At 40.5% G+C, this 19,612-nt stretch carries 15 protein-coding genes and 3 pseudogenes; all 18 read left to right on the forward strand.

Features of this window, described 5'->3' with window-relative positions; genetic code table 11:
• The first annotated feature begins 20 nt into the window (after positions 1-20).
• The 18 genes and pseudogenes from QZ169_RS05690 (at position 21) to QZ169_RS05775 (ending at position 19,318) form a co-directional block, all read left to right on the forward strand.
• Entirely contained in the window at positions 21-902 is an 882-nt protein-coding gene (locus QZ169_RS05690) for a phosphate ABC transporter substrate-binding protein PstS family protein (RefSeq protein WP_002900576.1), read from the forward strand.
• On the forward strand, positions 899-1,816 hold the full coding sequence (pstC, locus tag QZ169_RS05695; protein ID WP_002895771.1) for a phosphate ABC transporter permease subunit PstC: 918 nt from the start codon (positions 899-901) through the stop codon (positions 1,814-1,816). The genes QZ169_RS05690 and pstC overlap by 4 nt, the downstream gene beginning before the upstream one ends.
• On the forward strand, positions 1,806-2,690 hold the full coding sequence (gene pstA / locus QZ169_RS05700; protein ID WP_002895770.1) for a phosphate ABC transporter permease PstA: 885 nt from the start codon (positions 1,806-1,808) through the stop codon (positions 2,688-2,690). Before pstC ends, pstA begins: the two co-directional genes overlap by 11 nt.
• A gap of 10 nt (positions 2,691-2,700) precedes the next feature.
• Entirely contained in the window at positions 2,701-3,504 is an 804-nt protein-coding gene (gene pstB, locus QZ169_RS05705; protein ID WP_002895769.1) for a phosphate ABC transporter ATP-binding protein PstB, read from the forward strand.
• A gap of 75 nt (positions 3,505-3,579) precedes the next feature.
• Positions 3,580-4,338, forward strand: a complete 759-nt coding sequence (gene pstB / locus QZ169_RS05710) for a phosphate ABC transporter ATP-binding protein PstB (protein WP_009660526.1) — start codon at positions 3,580-3,582, stop codon at positions 4,336-4,338.
• A 14-nt stretch (positions 4,339-4,352) separates the two neighbouring features.
• Positions 4,353-5,006: a phosphate signaling complex protein PhoU gene (gene phoU / locus QZ169_RS05715; protein WP_002900571.1), complete on the forward strand. Its 654-nt coding sequence runs from the start codon at positions 4,353-4,355 to the stop codon at positions 5,004-5,006.
• A 222-nt stretch (positions 5,007-5,228) separates the two neighbouring features.
• Positions 5,229-5,785: pseudogene (locus QZ169_RS05720) on the forward strand (hypothetical protein).
• Between the two features lie 135 nt (positions 5,786-5,920).
• A complete protein-coding gene (locus QZ169_RS05725) occupies positions 5,921-6,535 on the forward strand; it encodes a hypothetical protein (RefSeq protein ID WP_295505264.1) in 615 nt (204 codons plus the stop codon).
• A 45-nt stretch (positions 6,536-6,580) separates the two neighbouring features.
• Positions 6,581-7,173 (forward strand): annotated as a pseudogene (locus tag QZ169_RS05730) (hypothetical protein).
• A 258-nt stretch (positions 7,174-7,431) separates the two neighbouring features.
• The gene (locus tag QZ169_RS05735; protein ID WP_295505265.1) at positions 7,432-8,061 is read left to right on the forward strand and encodes a hypothetical protein; all 630 of its coding nucleotides are present in this window, start codon (positions 7,432-7,434) and stop codon (positions 8,059-8,061) included.
• Between the two features lie 148 nt (positions 8,062-8,209).
• Positions 8,210-8,806, forward strand: a pseudogene (locus QZ169_RS05740) (hypothetical protein).
• Positions 8,803-9,393, forward strand: coding sequence for a hypothetical protein (locus QZ169_RS05745; RefSeq protein ID WP_125410324.1), 591 nt, complete (start codon positions 8,803-8,805; stop codon positions 9,391-9,393). The pseudogene QZ169_RS05740 and the gene QZ169_RS05745 overlap by 4 nt, the downstream one beginning before the upstream one ends.
• A 257-nt stretch (positions 9,394-9,650) precedes the next feature.
• On the forward strand, positions 9,651-10,280 hold the full coding sequence (locus tag QZ169_RS05750; protein WP_125410325.1) for a hypothetical protein: 630 nt from the start codon (positions 9,651-9,653) through the stop codon (positions 10,278-10,280).
• Positions 10,271-11,614, forward strand: coding sequence for a hypothetical protein (locus tag QZ169_RS05755; protein ID WP_295505266.1), 1,344 nt, complete (start codon positions 10,271-10,273; stop codon positions 11,612-11,614). Before QZ169_RS05750 ends, QZ169_RS05755 begins: the two co-directional genes overlap by 10 nt.
• Positions 11,615-11,624: 10 nt before the next feature.
• Positions 11,625-11,921 (forward strand): hypothetical protein, encoded by a 297-nt coding sequence (locus tag QZ169_RS05760; protein WP_004187246.1) that lies wholly within the window; start codon positions 11,625-11,627, stop codon positions 11,919-11,921.
• An 8-nt stretch (positions 11,922-11,929) separates the two neighbouring features.
• Entirely contained in the window at positions 11,930-12,256 is a 327-nt protein-coding gene (locus QZ169_RS05765) for a hypothetical protein (protein ID WP_295505267.1), read from the forward strand.
• 165 nt (positions 12,257-12,421) lie between these two features.
• Positions 12,422-14,962, forward strand: a complete 2,541-nt coding sequence (locus tag QZ169_RS05770) for a M1 family metallopeptidase (RefSeq protein ID WP_295505268.1) — start codon at positions 12,422-12,424, stop codon at positions 14,960-14,962.
• Between the two features lie 153 nt (positions 14,963-15,115).
• Positions 15,116-19,318, forward strand: a complete 4,203-nt coding sequence (locus QZ169_RS05775; protein WP_295505269.1) for a GbpC/Spa domain-containing protein — start codon at positions 15,116-15,118, stop codon at positions 19,316-19,318.
• The last annotated feature ends 294 nt before the right edge of the window (positions 19,319-19,612 follow it).

Raw genomic sequence — 19,612 nt, forward strand, 5'->3', positions numbered from 1 at the left:
TTTATTAAAGGAGAAATCTTTTGAACAAATTGAAAAAATTTGCTTTAGCGCTGACAGCTCTGGGCTTAGGACTCACCTTATCAGCTTGTTCATCATGGATTGACCGTGGTGAATCTATGACAGCAGTAGGGTCAACTGCTTTGCAGCCTTTAGTTGAAGCGGCAGCTGATGACTTTGGCTCTAACAACATCGGTAAAACAGTCAATGTTCAGGGTGGTGGATCTGGTACAGGTCTGTCTCAAGTGCAGTCAGGAGCTGTTGAAATCGGGAACTCGGATGTTTTCGCTGAAGAGAAGGAAGGAATCAAAGCGTCTGACTTGGTGGACCATAAGGTCGCCGTGGCTGGGATTGCTGTGATTGTCAATAAAGAAGTTGACGTGGATAATCTGACATCCGAGCAGCTGCAGAAAATTTTCACTGGTGAAATCACCAACTGGAAAGAGCTGGGCGGTAAAGACTTAGAGATTTCGATTATCAATCGTGCGGCTAGCTCTGGTTCCCGCGCAACCTTTGACAGTGTCATCATGGATGGGAAATCAGCTGTGCAGAGCCAGGAGCAGGATTCCAACGGTATGGTCAAAAATATCGTTTCGCAAACTCCTGGTGCGATTTCTTACCTAGCCTTTGCCTATGTTGATGAGTCTGTAAAAACTTTGAAACTCAATAACTACGAGCCAACAGCAGAAAATGTTGCTACCAATAACTGGTCGCTCTGGTCTTATGAGCATATGTATACATTGGGCAAGCCGACTGGTCTGGCTGCTGAGTTTCTTGAATACATGCTGTCAGATGATGTTCAAAAAGGGGTAGTTACCAGCATGGGCTATATCTCAATCAACGATATGAAAGTCAGCAAGGACGCTGATGGGAATGTCACAGCAATAGAAGGAGATTCAAAATGAAAAATGAGGAATTAACTAAAAAGTTGTTATCGCCTTCTAAAAATTCTCGCTTGGAGAAGTTTGGTCGCTATCTGACTTTTGCCTGTCTGTCACTGATTGTGGTGATTGTGGCTATGATTCTAATCTTCGTTGCTCAGAAAGGTCTATCTACTTTCTTTGTCAACGGCGTTAATGTTTTTGATTTTCTTTTTGGTGGTGTCTGGAATCCTTCTGGTAAGGAATTCGGTGCCCTGCCAATGATTTTAGGCTCTTTTATCGTTACCATTTTGTCAGCCCTGATAGCAACTCCCTTTGCGATTGGTGCAGCTGTCTTTATGACAGAGGTGTCTCCAAAAGGAGCAAAGATATTGCAACCGGCGATTGAACTTTTAGTTGGTATTCCGTCTGTTGTTTATGGATTTATCGGTCTGCAAATCGTAGTACCTTTTGTCCGTACAGTCTTTGGCGGTACTGGTTTTGGGATTTTGTCTGGTATTTTTGTGCTCTTTGTCATGATTTTGCCGACAGTAACTTTTATGACGACGGACAGTCTGCGTGCTGTGCCGCGCCACTATCGTGAAGCTAGTCTGGCTATGGGCGCAACACGCTGGCAGACCATTTGGCGGGTAACACTCAAGGCTGCTCGCTCAGGTATCTTTACAGCTGTGGTCTTTGGAATGGCGCGTGCCTTCGGTGAAGCCCTAGCTATCCAAATGGTCGTTGGGAACTCTGCGGTGATTCCAACCTCTCTGACAACACCAGCAGCTACACTGACCTCTGTCTTGACCATGGGAATCGGAAATACCGTTATGGGAACAGTGGACAATAACGTTCTCTGGTCTCTAGCTCTGGTGCTCTTGATGATGAGCTTAGCCTTTAACAGTGTGATTAAACTAATTACAAAAGAAAGAGGTAAGAAAAACTATGCACGCTAAGAAATTAGATAAATTGGCGACTGGTGTTCTCTACACAATAGCGAGTATCATTGTTGCCATCCTTGCCTCTCTCATCCTCTATATCTTAGTTAGAGGTTTGCCGCATGTTTCCTGGTCTTTCTTGACAGGGAAATCCTCTTCTTACCAAGCTGGCGGTGGTATCGGGATTCAGTTATACAATTCCTTCTTCCTGCTAGTAATTACTCTGATTATCTCTGTGCCTCTTTCTATGGGGGCTGGGGTTTATCTGTCAGAGTATGCTAAGAAAGGGCCAGTGACCAACTTTGTCCGCACCTGTATTGAAATTCTGTCTTCGCTGCCTTCGGTAGTGGTAGGGCTCTTTGGTTATTTGATCTTTGTTGTCCAGTTTGAGTATGGCTTCTCAATTATTTCTGGTGCCTTGGCCCTGACTGTCTTCAATCTGCCACAGATGACGCGGAACGTCGAAGATAGCCTGCGTCATGTCCATCATACGCAACGTGAAGCTGGTTTGGCCTTGGGAATCTCCCGCTGGGAAACGGTCCTGCATGTGGTCATTCCGGAAGCTTTGCCTAGTATTGTGACAGGGATTGTACTGGCTTCCGGTCGTATCTTTGGTGAAGCAGCGGCCTTGATTTATACAGCAGGTCAGTCAGCGCCGGCTCTTGATTGGTCCAACTGGAATATTTTCAGCGTTACCAGCCCTATCTCTATCTTCCGTCAGGCTGAAACCTTGGCTGTCCATATCTGGAAGGTCAATAGTGAGGGTACAATTCCTGATGGAACGGCTGTTTCTGCAGGTTCAGCAGCAGTTCTCCTGATCTTCATTTTGATTTTCAATCTGGGAGCCCGCAAACTGGGCAGCTATCTGCATAAGAAATTAACCTCTGCTTAAAGGAGAAGAAATGACAGAATATAATTGGAATGAAAAACATATCATTACTTTTCCTGAAGAAAAGGTAGCCCTGTCAACCAAGGATTTGCATGTTTACTACGGTAAAAAGGAATCCATCAAGGGCATTGATATGCAGTTTGAAAAAAACAAAATCACTGCTTTGATTGGCCCCTCTGGCTCAGGAAAATCAACCTATCTTCGCAGCCTCAACCGCATGAACGATACCATTGATATTGCCAATGTGACTGGAGAGATTCTCTATGAGGGGATTGATGTCAACCGGCCTGAAATCAATGTTTATGAAATGCGTAAGCATATTGGCATGGTTTTCCAACGACCAAATCCTTTTGCCAAGTCCATCTATCGAAATATTACCTTTGCTCATGAACGGGCTGGTGTCAGAGATAGAAAGGTTTTGGATGAGATTGTGGAGACCTCGCTTAAGCAAGCAGCTCTTTGGGATCAGGTCAAAGATGACTTGCACAAGTCAGCCTTGACTCTCTCTGGGGGTCAGCAGCAGCGGCTCTGTATTGCCCGTGCTATCTCGGTCAAGCCAAACATTCTGCTCATGGATGAGCCAGCGTCAGCCTTGGATCCGATTGCGACCATGCAGCTGGAAGAAACCATGTTTGAACTTAAGAATAACTATACCATTATCATTGTGACCCACAATATGCAGCAGGCTGCCCGTGCTAGTGACTACACTGGATTCTTCTATCTGGGCGACTTGATTGAGTACGATAAGACGGCCAATATTTTCCAAAATGCCAAGCTTCAGTCCACTAATGACTATGTTTCAGGTCATTTTGGTTAAGCAGCTGTCCGTATTCATCACGATTCAACAAGCTTAGTCTTTGGTTGAATGTAAAATAAAATGAAGGAAAAACGTATGACAGAACCTATTTTGCAAGTCAAGGACTTGTCGGTTTATTATAATAAAAAGAAAGCCCTTAATAGCGTTTCACTTGATTTCATGCCAAATGAGATTACGGCTTTGATTGGACCGTCAGGCTCAGGTAAGTCAACCTTGCTTAAGGCCATCAACCGAATGGGCGACCTGAATCCAGAAGTAACGACTACAGGAACGGTCATTTATAACAGTCACAATATCTATGGTCCGAGGACAGATACGGTAGAGCTTCGCAAAGAAATCGGAATGGTTTTCCAGCAGCCTAATCCCTTCCCTATGACTATCTATGAAAATGTGGTCTATGGACTTCGGATTAATGGTGTTAAGGACAAGGCCGTCTTGGACGAAGCAGTAGAACGTTCCCTTATTGGCGCTTCTATCTGGGATGAGGTCAAGGACCGTCTGCATGATTCCGCTATCGGTCTTTCCGGTGGTCAGCAGCAACGGGTTTGTGTGGCTCGCGTGCTAGCTACTAGTCCTAAGATCATTCTCTTGGACGAGCCGACATCAGCCTTGGATCCAATCTCAGCTGGGAAAATCGAGGAAACTCTCTACAGTCTGAAAGACAAATATACCATGCTTTTGGTCACTCGCTCCATGCAGCAGGCATCTCGGATTTCTGAAAAGACCGGCTTCTTCCTTGGTGGAGACTTGATTGAATTTAATGAAACCAAGAAGATGTTCCTTAATCCAGCCCACAAAGAGACCGAAGACTACATTACTGGTAAATTCGGATAATAGAAAGGAATCTTATGCTTAGAGTACAATTTGAAGAAGATTTAGAAAAACTTCATAATCAATTCTATGCGATGGGAAATGAAGTCCTATCGCAGATTAACCGGACGGTGCGTGCCTTTGTTACACACGACCGTGAACTGGCTCGTCAGGTCATTGAAGATGATGCTGAAGTCAATGACTACGAGGTCAAACTGGAGAAAAAATCTCTGGAAATCATCGCCCTGCAGCAACCTGTGTCTCAAGATTTGCGAACCGTTATCACTGTGCTGAAAGCCAGCAGTGACTTGGAACGCATGGGTGACCATGCCGTATCTATCGCCAAAGCTACTGTTCGGATGAAAGGAGAGGTCCGCATCGAGTCCGTAGAGGATGCTATCAGCAAGATGGGGCGCGATGTTAAGAATTTCGTCGAAGAAACCCTAAACGTCTACCTCAATGGAAATGTAGACCAAGCTTATGCCGTAGCAGCTATGGATGAGAAAATCAACCAATACTTTGATGATATTCGCGATCTGGCTACAGAGGAAATCAAACAAAATCCAGAACTGATTGTTACTGGCCGTGACTACTTCCAAGTTATCTCTTACTTGGAACGAATCGGTGACTATGCCAAGAATATCTGTGAATGGGTTGTTTACTTTGAAACAGGTAAAATTATTGAGTTGTGATGATAAAAGATACGATTTGTTTCGTGTCTTTTTTGTATATTCTCAAGAATTGTCAGAATTCTGTTTTGTGTTTTAACTTACAACTAACTATGTTATACTACGAGTGTAGATTCAAAAAATATATATTTTTATATTAGTACATAATGGAGAATGTTTATGAAGAAAAAGATCATTTTCACCTTGGCAGTTCTGATGCTTCTCATTCCAGGTGGAATCTTTGGTATGACAAAATGGATTGAACATCAAAATTCGCCATATAATGTTAGTGACGTTTTAGACGATAAAGGAGTGAAACTTTACAAACGCGGATTTCGTTTGTTAGAAGAACAACTGGCGACTTACATCAAAGAACACTATTCAGGAGTTAGTAAAATTGAGTTTTCACCAATTTTTGTTCAAGGTGGAGATGAGCATAGCATGTTTCGGGCAAATATTGTTCCTGTGGTTTATGATTTACAAGGCAATAAAGCCTACTTGGGAAAAAAATTGGTGAGAAATCCTACAGTCATTATGGTAGTTTTTGGGATGTTAGGCTTGATTTTAATGGCTGGGATGAAGAAATCATAGAATTAAAGGTTGGTGACGATTTTATTGATATTTCCGAGAGTAAAAAATTACCTGTGGAAGCCAAATTATCAACTAAACCAAAAATTGATGAGAATATAGAAGCTTTAGTTCAAGAACATCAGCTCGTAGATGTTAAAAAAAGCAAGAACGGTAGTCCTGATGCAGAAATTAATTATAATACGGACATAAAAAAAGGGAGTGTGATGAAATGACGAAACTAAAGAAAGATAAGGTCATAAATCTACACTGAAATCAAAATGGAAAGTTAATAAAATGGTATTTATATTATAATACAGGCATGTAGTTGCTTTTACACAGTTTTCACGAAATACAAAAGGAGGAGACTGATGAAGAAAAAAATTTTTGCCGTCAGCGCAGTTCTTATAGTTTTAATTTTTGGAGGAGTATTTTATATGGTGAATTCACAAAAGAGTTCGACAGGACTTGATGCAAAAGAAGAAAAGATTATTAAGCATGGTTTTCGCTTGCTGGAAGAACAGATTGGGACCTATATCAAAGAAAACTACTCCGGAATCTCTAAAATAGAATTTTCACCAATTTTCATTCAAGGTGGAGAGGACAATCCCCCTTTTACAGCAGATGTCTTGCCAGTAATTTATGATGAGGAAGGGAATCGGGCGGTGATGGGAAAGCGAATCGGTAAAAGAGGCTATCCTTCTTATGGAACAACTGGTGACTTAACTCTTGACTTTGATCATATGGGCAATGAAAGTATTTGGCTAGAAGGTTCAGCGACAAGTTTGGATAAAAAAATTGATGTTAGTAATGCTAATCATTTGCCGGAGGAGGCGAAATTAACAACACCAATTAAGGGTACAGACGATAACATTGATGCTTTGGTAAACGATGGTCAGTTGAAAAAAGTTACTAAAAGTGAGAAGGGAAGTCCTAAAGCAAAAATAGATTATAACCTTGAAATTAAAAGAGGGAGATATTCATAATGGGAACAATTATCTAAATGATGTTTTAAAAAATGAGGAATAATAATGATGAAAAAAATTTTAACGACATTTGCCCTTATTCTTGTCTTGGTATCTGGTGGCGTCTTTGTCTACAACAAACTAACAAAACCTAACTTTAGCCCCAAAACAACCAAGCTTTATCAGCGAGGTTTTCGACTCTTAGAAGAACAAATTGGCACTTATATTAAGGAGAAATATTCAGGTATTGAAAAAATTGAATTTTCTCCAATATATGTCACAGGAGATGATGATTCTTCAATGTTGAATGCTTATGTACGTCCGACGATCTATGATAAATATGGGAATAAGGCTACTTTGGGTACACAAATAAAAAATATGTCCCAAATAGTTTTGGTATTGTTACTGACTTAATCGTTGATTTTGACTGGGATGGTAACGAGGTAATTGAATTATTTGATTCATATGACGAGAGAATTGATGTTTCGAATGCAAAGAAACTACCTAAAGAAGCAAAACTAAGAGATGCAAAAAGTATAGATATAAATATTCAAATGTTAGTAGAAGATGGTCAGTTAAAGGATGTTATTAAGGATGAAAAAGGCAGTCCGAATGCAGAAATTGTTTATAATGTTAACTTGAGTAAAGGAGACGAATGATATGACTTTGTCTGATCAAGAGGTTCAAAGATTACAGTTTGGTCTTAAGGGAAACGTAAAGAATGAAAGCGAAGTTATTTATAGGATTTGAAATAGAACTTTTTTATGTAAAAGATTCAAGATATCATAAACAGATAATTAAAAGCGCTTTTATAAAGAAATGAATGAGACCAGAAATAATGATATGACTAGAAATATTATGATATACTATAATTAAAAAATAAAAGCGTTTTTATAAAGGTGTGAGGTAAGTAAATAATGAAGAAAAAATTTTTTGCAATCGGAGTAGCTCTTATAGTTTTAATTTCAGGAGGAGTATATTGTATGACAAAATGGATTGAACACAAAAATTCTCCATATAATGTTAGTGATGTTTTAGACGATAAAGGAGTGAAACTTTACAAACGCGGATTTCGTTTGTTGGAAGAACAACTGGCGACTTACATTAAAGAACACTATTCAGGAGTTAGTAAAATTGAGTTTTCGCCAATTTTTGTTCAAGGTGGGGATGGGCAGAGCATGTTTCGGGCAACAATTGTACCTGTCATTTATGACAATCATGGTAATAAGGCTTATTTGGGACGTTCTGTTGGAGAAGAAGATTTTGGCCGTTTTACAAGTAGTGGCAGTATTCAACTTAGCTTTGATGGGGACGATAATGAAATTGTTGAAATAAAGGCGGATAATGGCTATGTCAATATCTCCAATAGTGAGAAACTGCCTGAAAAAGCAAAATTATCAACAAGCCAACGAATTGATAATAATATATCAGCTTTGATTAAAGTTGGACAGATAAAGGGCATAGAAAAGAATGAAAACGGAAGTCCTAATGCTGAAGTGAAATTTAATACTCAAATTAGAAAAGGAGATCATTTCAAATGGCGTTGATAGAATGGCAATGTTTATATTAAATAACGCTTAGCAAGGCTAATAATTTGTAAAAAGTTAAGTCATAAACATTATGAATCTTACCTTGTTGTTATAATCCTTATATATGCGTTCTAATTACAAATTTTTTACAGAACATAAGAGACTGATGAAGAAAAAAATTTTTACGACACTTGCCCTTATTCTTGTCTTGGTATCTGGTGGGATCTTTGTCTATAATAAACTGACTAAACCCAACTTAGGTTCCAAAACAACCAAGCTCTATCAGCGAGGCTTTCGGCTCTTAGAAGAACAAATTGGCACTTATATTAAGGAGTAATATTCAGGTATTGAAAAAATTGAATTTTCTCCAATTTATGTGACTGGAGATTATGATTCTTCTATGCTGAATGCTTATGTACGTCCGACTATTTATGATAAATACGGGCATAAAGCAACATTAGGAAGAACAATAGAGAACTACACACCTAATAGCTATGGATTAGTTACTCATATATTTCTTGATTTTGATGGTTCAGGAAATGATGTTATAGAATTAATGGACTCAGAAGGTAATGAGATTGATGTTTCAAATGCAAAACATTTGCCAGACGAAGCAAAGCTCACGAAGGCTAGAAGTACAGATGAAAATATTTCTTTATTGGTTGAAAACAGTCAGTTAAAAGATGTTGTCAAGGATAAAAACGGAAGCCCAGAAGCTCAAATTGTATACAATATAGAGTTACAGAAAGGTGAGGCTGGATGAAGAAAAAAATATTTATAACACTTGCTCTTATTCTTGTCTTGGTATCGGGTGGCATTTTTGTCTATAATAAGATGACAAAACCTAACCTTAGCCCCAAAACAGCTAAACTCTATCAGCATGGCTTTCGACTTCTGGAAGAGCAACTAGGAACTTATATAAAAGAGCATTACTCAGGGGTTGAAAAGATTGAGTTTTCCCCAATCTACGTTACTGAGGAAGGGTCAACTTTCTCAAATGTCTATATCCGTCCAACTATTTATGATAAGCATGGAAATAAAGCCACTCTTGGTACTAAAGTTAATAATGTGTATCCAAGTAGCTTTGGTATCGTCTCACATATAATTCTTAATTTTGATGGAGGTGGAAATGAAGCTATAGATTTAAAAGACTCAAACGGGAATAACATTGATGTTTCTAACGCGCAACATTTACCTGATGAAGCTAAACTCACAAGAGCTAAAGGGATTGATTTGAATATGGAATTATTAGTTGAATACGGTCAGTTAAAGGATGTTATTAAGGATGAAAAAGGAAGTCCGAATGCAGAAATTGTTTATAATGTTAACTTGAGTAAAGGAGACGAATGATATGACTTTGTCTGATCAAGAGGTTCAAAGATTACAGTTTGGTCTTAAGAAAGACGTAAAGAATGAAAGCAAAGTTATTTATAGGATTTGAAATAAAACTTTTTTATGTAAAAGACTCCAGATATTATAAACAGATAATTGAGAGCGCTTTTATAAAAAATGAATGAGACCAGAAATAATGGTATGACTAGAAATATTATGATATACTATAATTAAAAAATAAAAGCGTTTTCATAAAGGTGTGAGGTAGGTAAACAATGAAGAAAAATAAATTTGCGATCATTGCAGTTCTTGTAGTTTTAATTTCAGGAGGAGTATATTGTATGACAAAATGGATTGAACACAAAAATTCTCCATATAATGTTAGTGATGTTTTAGACGATAAAGGAGTGAAACTTTACAAACGCGGATTTCGTTTGTTGGAAGAACAACTGGCGACTTACATTAAAGAACACTATTCAGGAGTTAGTAAAATTGAGTTTTCGCCAATTTTTGTTCAAGGTGGGGATGGGCAGAGCATGTTTCGTGCAAATATTGTTCCTGTGATTTATGATTTACAAGGCAATAAAGCCTACTTGGGAAAAAAAATTGGTGAGAAATCCTACAGTCATTATGGTAGTTTTTGGGATGTTAGGCTTGATTTTAATGGCTGGGATGAAGAAATCATAGAATTAAAGGTTGGTGACGATTTTATTGATATTTCCGAGAGTAAAAAATTACCTGTGGAAGCCAAATTATCAACTAAACCAAAAATTGATGAGAATATAGAAGCTTTAGTTCAAGAACATCAGCTCGTAGATGTTAAAAAAAGCGAGAACGGTAGTCCTGATGCAGAAGTTGTCTATAATACAGAAATTAGGAAAGGAGACTTTTTAGAATGGCCTTAACAGACGAGAGCATACAGGAATTACAAGTTGAAGTTCTTAATATAATAAAAGAAGAAAAAAATGGGAATGAGTTCTCACTTGATGAGAGCGGAAAGAAATATAAACTGATTAACGAAGTCAACGAAACAACCCAAGCCATTGCTGTTGCGCCTCTTGATAAGGAAGGTAAGCCAGATTACACTCAAACTACTATTGTTGTTGCTGGTACTCAATCACCTAATAACGAAAATAATAACCATGTTACAGAATCAGTATTCAATGCGGTAATAGCAAGAAATCAATTAACAGAACAGACAAAGGACGTTCGAGAATTTTATAATCAATCATTAGCTAGTGCTAAAAAAATGGCTGGAACAGGACAGGAAGTTGATATTAGTAATATGTCGGGATTCAGTCAAGCTGGACCAGCAGTTGCTAAAGTAGCTGCGGAAATGAAAGTCCAGAAGATTACAAATTTCATGGACTGGGGTGCGTGGAATTCGTTGACAAAAAATACAGCCGATTATAGAGGTATTAGTGATGAAGAATTAGCATATATTAATAAACACTTACATTCATACAGTGATCAAGGGAAAGATTTAACAAGTTGGGATGGTCATGGAGGAATCATTCCGTATGGAAAAGTATTTACTGTAGAGGGAAAAAATCATAATGCTGGATTACCAAAGATTAAAGGTAATAGGCTAGATTTTGAGTGGTATGAAAAAAATGGTCTTTTCTGCACTGGTATGACCGAAAAGCAAGTCAGAAAGATTGCAAAACATAAAGCAAAAATGTATGAAATAAATGTAGCAACCGCAAATTTTGGATTAGACTATGCCAAAAAGAATCCTGAAAATTATGTTCTTGAGTATTTAAGGGACTACGGAGACTTCGCTCCTGAGCCTTCTAAGCATGATTTAATCGCCATAAATAGGAAATACATTGATGAATTGCATGCTTCTTTAAGAATTAGTTCTGGCGAAATAACAATTAGTTTAAGAGAGGAACTCGTTCGCACAAGCGCTCAAACCGCTCAGCTTCAAGCTGAGGTCTACGAGCAAGAGATTAAAGATAAGTTAGCAAGTGCAAAATCGAAAGTTGAAGCACACATCTCAGAACTGAGCAATGCAGCCTATACTCTAGCCCATAATCTTTCAGCTGATGAGGTAGAGGGCTTATTATCTGAGTTGAGCATGTCAACTGCTTGGAATGATGGAAAAGAAGCAAGTACCCTTGCCTCAGCAAACTCTTATATGACTACAATGACTGGTATTGCAGGGAATTTAAACAAAGCAGCAGATAGGATAGTAGAAATCGATCAACAAGGTGCCCAGATTTTTGAAAAAAGCTAGGAGGTAGAGTATGATTGAACCAAATACAGAAGATCGAGTTGAAGCCGAACGTATAAAAAAAGAATATTTAAAGATTCAGGAACGCATAGCTATTCGTGGCTTGATTTCAGCTAAAAGAGCCATTCTTCTTGAGGAGAGTCAAGCTTTACAAAGCTGGCTGGATAATCAAGCTGAGACTATGAAATCTTTTGCGTCTTCTCAAGTGCCTGCCGACTTATCTGGGGCTTTCTCTGGAGGAGCGGCAGATTCAATCAAGGAGGTGCTTGGTGCTGTTCCAAAGCCTGAATTGGCCAGCCCTATCCTATAGGAGGCCGTATGGATATTCAGAAAAAAATTAAGCGCCTTGATGACGAGCATATAGCTTTTAGAAAGAAAGTCAGCGAGTATGAATGGGATTATCAGGACATGAGACGAGAGGCTAAAAATGTTTCAGAGCAAATGAGCGAATGGATATTATCTTTTTGTCGCAATAGTCCTGATACCGTCCCCTCATATGAATTAAATCAAATAGAGGAAAACAGGGAAATTTTTGAGAGAAAAATTCAGCGTTATGAAAAACGGCTAAACAAAATTTATCACGAAGAAAATCGAATCTATAACAAAAAATTAGAGGAACTTGAGAAAGAAAAGAAGAACTCTTGACCTTTCTTCTATTATCATAAACCAAATGGACAGGTTTTCCTGTCTTTTTGTTTACATTTATTCTGCACTGAAATCATTTAAATATGATACAATAATAACAGATTATAAGCGGACAAGTATGGCGGAGTAATCTTGCTGCATTGTTCGTTAGATGAGGAGAAGCAGATGCAAGCAGTTAAACATTTTATTGAAACTTTTGTTCCTGAGCACTATGATCTTTTTTTGGATTTGAATCGTGCTGATAAGACTTTTTCAGGCAAGGTGTCCATTACTGGGGAAGCTAAGTCAAGCAAGATTTCCCTACACCAAAAAGATTTGACAGTTGAAGCTGTAGAAGTGGCTGGTCAAGCTCGTCCTTTCACTCTTGATAAGGACAATGAAGCTCTTTATATTGAGCTGGAAGCAGCTGGGCATGTAGTGGTGACAATAACTTATACTGGTAAGATTACGGACAATATGACGGGGATTTACCCATCTTACTACACGGTTGATGGTGTGAAAAAAGAGATTATTTCTACGCAGTTTGAGAGCCATTTTGCCCGCGAAGCCTTTCCGAGTGTGGATGAGCCAGAAGCTAAGGCAACTTTTGATTTGGCTTTGAAATTTGACCAAGCAGAGGGTGAGTTGGCTCTGTCTAATATGCCGGAAATTGATGTTGAAAACCGCAAAGCGACTGGCGTTTGGAAGTTTGAAACGACTCCACGTATGTCTTCCTATCTCTTGGCTTTTGCTGCAGGTGATATGCAAGGAATTACTGCTAAAACCAAGAATGGAACCTTAGTAGGAGTTTATGCGACCAAGGCCCACCCAGCCAGCAATCTAGAGTTTGCTTTGGACATTGCGGTTCGCTGTATTGAATTTTACGAAGAATATTATGGAGTCAAGTATCCTATTCCTCAGTCACTTCATGTGGCTCTGCCAGACTTTTCTGCTGGTGCTATGGAAAACTGGGGCTTGGTAACCTATCGGGAAATCTATTTGCTGGTGGATGAAAATTCAACAGCTCTGAGTCGTCAGACAGTTGCCTTGGTTGTTGCACACGAACTAGCTCACCAATGGTTCGGAAATCTAGTGACCATGAAGTGGTGGGATGATCTTTGGCTCAATGAAAGCTTTGCCAATATGATGGAGTATGTCTCAGTTGATGCGATTGAGCCTAGCTGGAAAATTTTTGAAGATTTCCAGACCAGCGGAGCTCCTTATGCCCTCAAGCGTGACGCGACAGATGGCGTTCAGTCGGTCCATGTAGAGGTCAAGCATCCTGATGAAATTAATACACTTTTTGATGGAGCAATTGTCTATGCGAAGGGCAGCCGTCTCATGCACATGCTGCGCCGTTGGCTGGGAGATGATGCTTTCCGTAAGGGGCTAGGCGCCTACTTTGAGAAGCATCAGTATGGTAATACTATCGGTCGTGATCTTTGGGATGCTCTTTCTCAAGCTTCTGGCCGTGATGTAGCTGCCTTTATGGATGCTTGGCTGGAGCAGCCGGGTTATCCAGTTGTAACTGCCAAGGTCGAAAATGACTCCTTGATTTTGAGCCAGAAGCAGTTCTTCATTGGGGAGCACGAGGATAAGGGCCGTCTCTGGCCAGTACCGCTTAACAGCAACTGGCAAGGACTTCCTGATACTCTGACGACAGAAAGACTGGAAATTCCTAATTATGCAGCCTTGGCAGCGCAAAATGAAGGAGCCCTGCGTCTCAATACAGAAAATACAGCCCACTATATTACAGATTATCAAGGTGAGTTGCTGGATGCTCTTCTGAATAATCTCAGCTCTTTGGACAATATCAGCAAACTGCAAATCGTGCAGGAGCGTCGACTTCTGGCAGAGTCTGGTAAGATTTCCTATGCGGACCTGCTGCCAGTCATCAGTAAGCTGGCAAACGAAACTTCTTATATGGTGGTTTCAGCTGTTTCCCAAGTTCTAGAAGGGTTGAATCGCTTTGTGGATGAAGGCAGTCAGACAGAAGAAGATTACAAAGCTCTGTTGAAAGTTCTCAGTCAAAGTAATTTCGACCGTCTTGGTTTTGAAAAACAGGAAGGCGAAAGTGATGAGGATGAGATGGTTCGCCAGCTGATTGTGGGTAATATGATTAAGGCGGACGATGAGACAGCTAGAGCTCAAGCTAGCCAGATTTTTGAAAGATATCGTGATAATTTGGAAAAACTCCCTGCCGCTATTCGTTTGCAGGTATTGGTCAACCAAATCAAACATCATGAAAGCAAGGAGCTGACTAAGCTTTATCTGGACCTATATGTCGCTTCAAATGATGGAAGCTTCAAGAATGCTCTTTCTACAGCCCTTTCTTATACGAAGAACAAGGAAACCTTGGATGAACTGTTAGCGACTTGGAAGGATAAATTTACTGTGAAACCGCAGGATTTGTCAGCTTGGTATGCCCGCTTCCTCAGCCGTGATTTTACTCAAGAAGCAGTGTGGACTTGGGCGCGTGAGAATTGGGACTGGATCAAGGCAGCGCTAGGTGGCGATATGAGCTTTGATAGCTTTGTCATTAGCCCAGCAGTGGTCTTCAAGACAGAAGAGAGATTGGCAGAGTACAAAGCCTTCTTTGAGCCACAGTTGGATGATATGGCGATTAGCCGAAACATCAGCATGGGAATCAAGGAAATCGCTGCGCGTGTTGAACTGGTGAAGCGCGAGAAAGAAGCAGTGGAAAAAGCGATTCGAGCTGCGATTTAATGGATTTAATTATAATGACTAGAACAGTCTGAGATAGTAGTCTACCTCAGGCTTTTTCTTTATTATTTTTAGTATTTAAACATTGCTTATTTGCCTTTGCTCTGATAAAATAGAATAATATGGACAATAAACAGGTAACTGTTTAAAGGAGAAATGGAGATTATAATGGAAAAGAAAATAGTCTATGGCTTCCGCAAGAGCCGCCTTTCTAAGGGCTTGTGCGGAGCTGTTTTGGGTGCGGCTTTGTTGCTAGCTGCTGGGTCGGTTCAGGCTGAGGAAAAGTCAGCTGAAGCAGCAGATCAGTCTTCCCTTTCTGAAGCTGCACTTTCACCAACCGAAGCACATCAGCCAACTGTTGCGCCAACTCAGTCAGAGCCTGTAAGTCAAGACAAGCTTCCTTTGGAAGTTTCTCATGCGGACTTGGACCAAACCTTAGCTGAGGCTGAGAAAGCGGGCATCGAACTAAAGCAGGAGCCGACTGTTGATTTAGGAACAGCTAGAAATCCAGAAGAAGCTGCGAGTAAACGGGAGACTGCACTAGCAGATTATGTGACACAAGTAAAGGAAATACGTGAAACCACAGCAGCTTATCAAGAGCAACTGAAGACCTATGAGAAAGATCTCAGTCAGAAAGAGTCTGCCAATCAAGCCTTGAAAGACCAATATGACAAGACTCTGGCTTCCTATGCACAAGAGTCCAACCGTATTCAAGCTGAAAATGCTCAGCTACAGGCGGACTATGAACAGAAACGTGCTGCTTATCAAGCAGAATTGAGCCGTATTGTAAAAATCAATCAAGAGAAAGAAGCCTCCTATCAAGCAGCTTTAGCAGCCTATCAAGAGGAGAGTTCACGAATTTTACAAGAAAATGCTCAAGCGAAAGCAGACTACAAAACTGCTATGGAGAGCTATGCTACAGAGCTTAAAGCTACCCAGGAGAAGAATGCAGAAGCAAAGCGTCGCTATGAAGAAAAGCTTGCTCAGGTCTCAGCTCACAATAAAGCTGCTCAAGCTGAAAATGCAGCCATTGCAGAACGAAATCAGGCAGCTGAAAAGACCTATCAGGAAGCAGTCAAGCAGTATGAAGCTGAAGTTTCCAGACTGATTCAGGTTAAGGCAGAAAAAGAAGCTGTTTATCAAGCTGCCTTGGCTGACTATGAGAAAGAATTGGCTCGAATTCAGAAAGAAAATGCTGAGCTAGAGCAGCAGTATCAGTCAGATTTAAGGGCTTATCAGCAGGAAGTAGAACGTATTCAAACAGCCAATCAAGAAGCTAAACAATCTTATGAGACAGCCTTGGCTAAAATCCAAGAGCAGAATAAAGAGATTGAGACCCAAAATCTAGCCGTTCGGAAGAAAAATGCAGCTTTAAAGGAGCAGTATCAGGCTGATTTAGCTGCTTATCAAGAGCGATTGGCTGAGATTCGACAAAAAAATCAAGCGGCTGAGAAAGACTATGAGAGCAAATTAGCTGCTTATCAAAAGAATCGCTCTGAAATCGAGGCGTCCAATGAGGCCAGAGAAAGAGATTATCAAGCGGCTTTAACTGCCTATCAATCTGAACTTGAGCGTGTCCAAGCTGAAAATAAGAAGCGCCAAACTGCCTATGAGACAGAAAAAGCAGAAGTAACAGCCCGTAATGCTGCCATTGAAGCTGAAAATGCACAGATTCGTCAGCAAAATCAGGAAAAACAAGAGCTTTATAAAAATCAATTAGCCCAATATGAGCAGGATGTAGCTCGAATCACTGAAAGCAACCAGAAAAGTCGAGAAGCATACGAGAAAGCCTTGCTTACCTATCAGGAGGCGACTGCTCGGATTGAGACGGAAAACAAGAATAAATTAACTGCTTATCAGGCAGACTTAGCGACCTATAAAGCAGATCTTGCAAGAATTGAAGCAGAAAACCAAAGACTAAAAGAAGATTATGAGGCAAACCTTGCAGCTGTTTCAGCGCAGAACGCAGTGATTGAGCAAGAAAATGCAAGCATTAAAGAAAAAAATGCCCGCTTGAAAGCTGACTATGATAAGCTCTTAGAAGAATATAAGAAGGCAAAAGCTGCCTATGATACTGCCAAAACTAAGTATGATGCAGCTCTTGTAACTTTTGAGAGAGAGTTGCAGGAAGCGGAGGCTAAGAAAAATGAAGAAGGCTATCTCAGCAAAGTTGAAAGCCAGCCTTTTGTTTTCAAATCTGAGCCCCAGGCCGTCTTGACACTTGATCCCTCTATTAGAACATATACCAATGATGAGCTGACTGATGAGGTTCGTTCTTGGAGAATGGATGAATCAGGAATGAGAGCTTTGACCAGTGTTTTAAAAGGGAAAGAGCATCAGACTAAAGTCGTTTTGCAAAAAGATGTGCCTCTGGTAGCTACTTATACCAATATCAAAAATTCCAGTATTCAAGGCAAGAAAATCGCTAAAGTTGTCTATACTTATACTCTGAAAGAATCAACGAAGAGTCAGGATAAGCTGCCGGTTTTCTTAGTTAAGGATCCGACCTTGACTGTGTGGACCTTGGATTTTCATGGCCAATCTCGAGTCAATGTCCAAGCGGAATTTTTCGATGAGGCTGGAGAAAGGCTTGATATGACAGGTTCGCTTGTCAGCTTCTCATCTTTAAATACTAATAAAGCTGCGATTGAGTACATCAAGAATTTTAATGGTGAATATGTTCCTATCACAGGTTCTGCTATTAACATTCACCCAGATACCAGTGTCCATGCCGATATTTCTATTAACTTTGAGAGAGAAGGTTCTCGCTTTGAGTATAATAAGTGGGATACACCTACTAGTCCTTATAACTGGTATGGCGCTATTGTCGGTAAGGCACAGGGCGATGTCATTTCCTTTGATATTGGTTCACGAAATCGGGGTTCTGCTTGGTTTGTATTTAACTCAGATATTAAAGCTAAAGGTGTCCCAATGAAGCCTGTCGCTCCGACTGAGATCGCTCAACCACAAGAGCCAACCTATGAAGAGCTCAAGGCACTGCAGCCTCTTCCAATTCAGCCCGTTTATCAATCTTTGCCAGAAGAGCCAGCTCAGCCAGCCTATCAAGAACTTCCTAGCCAGCCGACAGAAACTCAGCCTCTTGCTCTTCCAAGTCGGCCTGAGGAACTAGTAGCTCTACCGGAAAGAGATTTGGAAGTTTTACCGCAAGAGCCGACTTATAAGGCTGAGCCGCTTCAACCGCAGGCGCCAGCTTATCAGGAGTTGCCAGACGAACCTAGCGCCCCTTCTTTATTGAAAGAGCTGGATGCAATTGAAGAGCCGACCTATGAGAAGGAGCAGTCCTTGCTGAGTCTTCCGCAAGCTCCGGTTGAAGAAGCGCTGCCACAGGAACCACAGCTCCCATCTTATTTGAAGGAACCAGAGAAACCTCAAAAAGATCCTGAAGTAAGCACGGGTGAGGCTCCGAAACCGCCTGTTTATGAAGAAGAAATTGCTTTAGAGGAGCTGTCTCAGGAGCCAAGCTATCTGCAGGAACCACAGCTTCCTCAAGAACCAGTTCTTCAGCCTGAACCCCAGTCACCTATCAGAGAAAGTGACTTGCCTTTGATTGCTGAGCCTGACAAGCCGAACTATAAAGAGCTTCCTCAAAAGCCGGCTGAACCTAGCTATCAAGCTTTGCCAAGCCGTCCGCAAGCGCCGACTCAAACTTATCACTATAACCAGCTTTTTATCCAGTTAAAAGTCAGAGAAGAGTTGGAGGATGAGTCCAAGAAGAATATTCATCAACAAGAGGTTAGCCAGGGAAGTTTTGCTGTCCTTAATCTGGTAACGGATGCTTTGCCTGCTTATCGCCTGCCAATTCATTCTTTCGTATTGGAAGATCGCCTGCCGGAAGGTTTTGAATTGGATCTAGAAGCGACTAGAGCGAAAAGTCCTGGTTATGAGGTTTCTTATGAGCCGAGCACCAGAGTCTTGACTTTTGTTGCTGCACCAGGTCTGCTTGAACGCTACAATGCTGATTTGAATATTGCGACTGAGACTATAGCTCCAGCAGCAGTCGGCCGACTCTTGTATCCAGGCAGAACCTATACCAATCATTTCAGCTTGCTGATTAATAATCAATACCGGATTGAATCCAATCAGGTTAGTGTTTCAACACCTCCTGCAGAAATTACTGTTCAAACAGCGCAGAAATTTGAGCCTCTTTCAAACCGAACTTGGCAGCATCCAAGATCTGCAAGTAAGCAAGCAAGTAGCTTGCAGCTATCTGTCAGCTACCAAACCACACAAGGTCAATTGCCTAAAACTGGAAGCAGTTCGAGTGCTCTTCTTACTTATCTTGGCTTTGCGGCCTTGCTAGCTGCAGCAGGTTTCCGCTCATCTAAGAAAGAGTCGTAAAAATATAAGCAGCTCCTGCATCAAGAGCTTTTGAACGCGATAAATTTAGACTGAGACAATTTTGTCCCAGTCTTTTTTACTGCGAATTTTTTGAGGAAATGGTTGATATCATCCAGTTTAGAAAGAGAATTGGAAAAATTCCTTTTCATGCTCCATTTTCCCTATCTTTTCAGCCTTTTTTAAGAAAAAATTCAGTCCTGTTTAAGTAAAAAAATATATGATAATGCTATTCTAGTGAAAGGATGTGTATTGGATGACTTGTAAGCTGCATTAGCTTCTTGCTTGATAGAATGA

Source organism: uncultured Streptococcus sp., assembly GCF_905372115.1.
GTDB lineage: Bacteria > Bacillota > Bacilli > Lactobacillales > Streptococcaceae > Streptococcus.

Bases quoted from the DNA above. Each gene is read 5' to 3' on its own strand.
- QZ169_RS05755 (WP_295505266.1), top strand. From the start codon at position 10,271: ATGGCCTTAACAGACGAGAGCATACAGGAATTACAAGTTGAAGTTCTT.
- QZ169_RS05750 (WP_125410325.1), top strand. From the start codon at position 9,651: ATGAAGAAAAATAAATTTGCGATCATTGCAGTTCTTGTAGTTTTAATT.
- pstA (WP_002895770.1), top strand. From the start codon at position 1,806: ATGCACGCTAAGAAATTAGATAAATTGGCGACTGGTGTTCTCTACACA.
- QZ169_RS05770 (WP_295505268.1), top strand. From the start codon at position 12,422: ATGCAAGCAGTTAAACATTTTATTGAAACTTTTGTTCCTGAGCACTAT.
- QZ169_RS05725 (WP_295505264.1), top strand. From the start codon at position 5,921: ATGAAGAAAAAAATTTTTGCCGTCAGCGCAGTTCTTATAGTTTTAATT.
- phoU (WP_002900571.1), top strand. From the start codon at position 4,353: ATGCTTAGAGTACAATTTGAAGAAGATTTAGAAAAACTTCATAATCAA.
- QZ169_RS05760 (WP_004187246.1), top strand. From the start codon at position 11,625: ATGATTGAACCAAATACAGAAGATCGAGTTGAAGCCGAACGTATAAAA.
- QZ169_RS05735 (WP_295505265.1), top strand. From the start codon at position 7,432: ATGAAGAAAAAATTTTTTGCAATCGGAGTAGCTCTTATAGTTTTAATT.
- pstB (WP_009660526.1), top strand. From the start codon at position 3,580: ATGACAGAACCTATTTTGCAAGTCAAGGACTTGTCGGTTTATTATAAT.
- QZ169_RS05745 (WP_125410324.1), top strand. From the start codon at position 8,803: ATGAAGAAAAAAATATTTATAACACTTGCTCTTATTCTTGTCTTGGTA.
- QZ169_RS05775 (WP_295505269.1), top strand. From the start codon at position 15,116: ATGGAGATTATAATGGAAAAGAAAATAGTCTATGGCTTCCGCAAGAGC.
- QZ169_RS05765 (WP_295505267.1), top strand. From the start codon at position 11,930: ATGGATATTCAGAAAAAAATTAAGCGCCTTGATGACGAGCATATAGCT.
- pstC (WP_002895771.1), top strand. From the start codon at position 899: ATGAAAAATGAGGAATTAACTAAAAAGTTGTTATCGCCTTCTAAAAAT.
- pstB (WP_002895769.1), top strand. From the start codon at position 2,701: ATGACAGAATATAATTGGAATGAAAAACATATCATTACTTTTCCTGAA.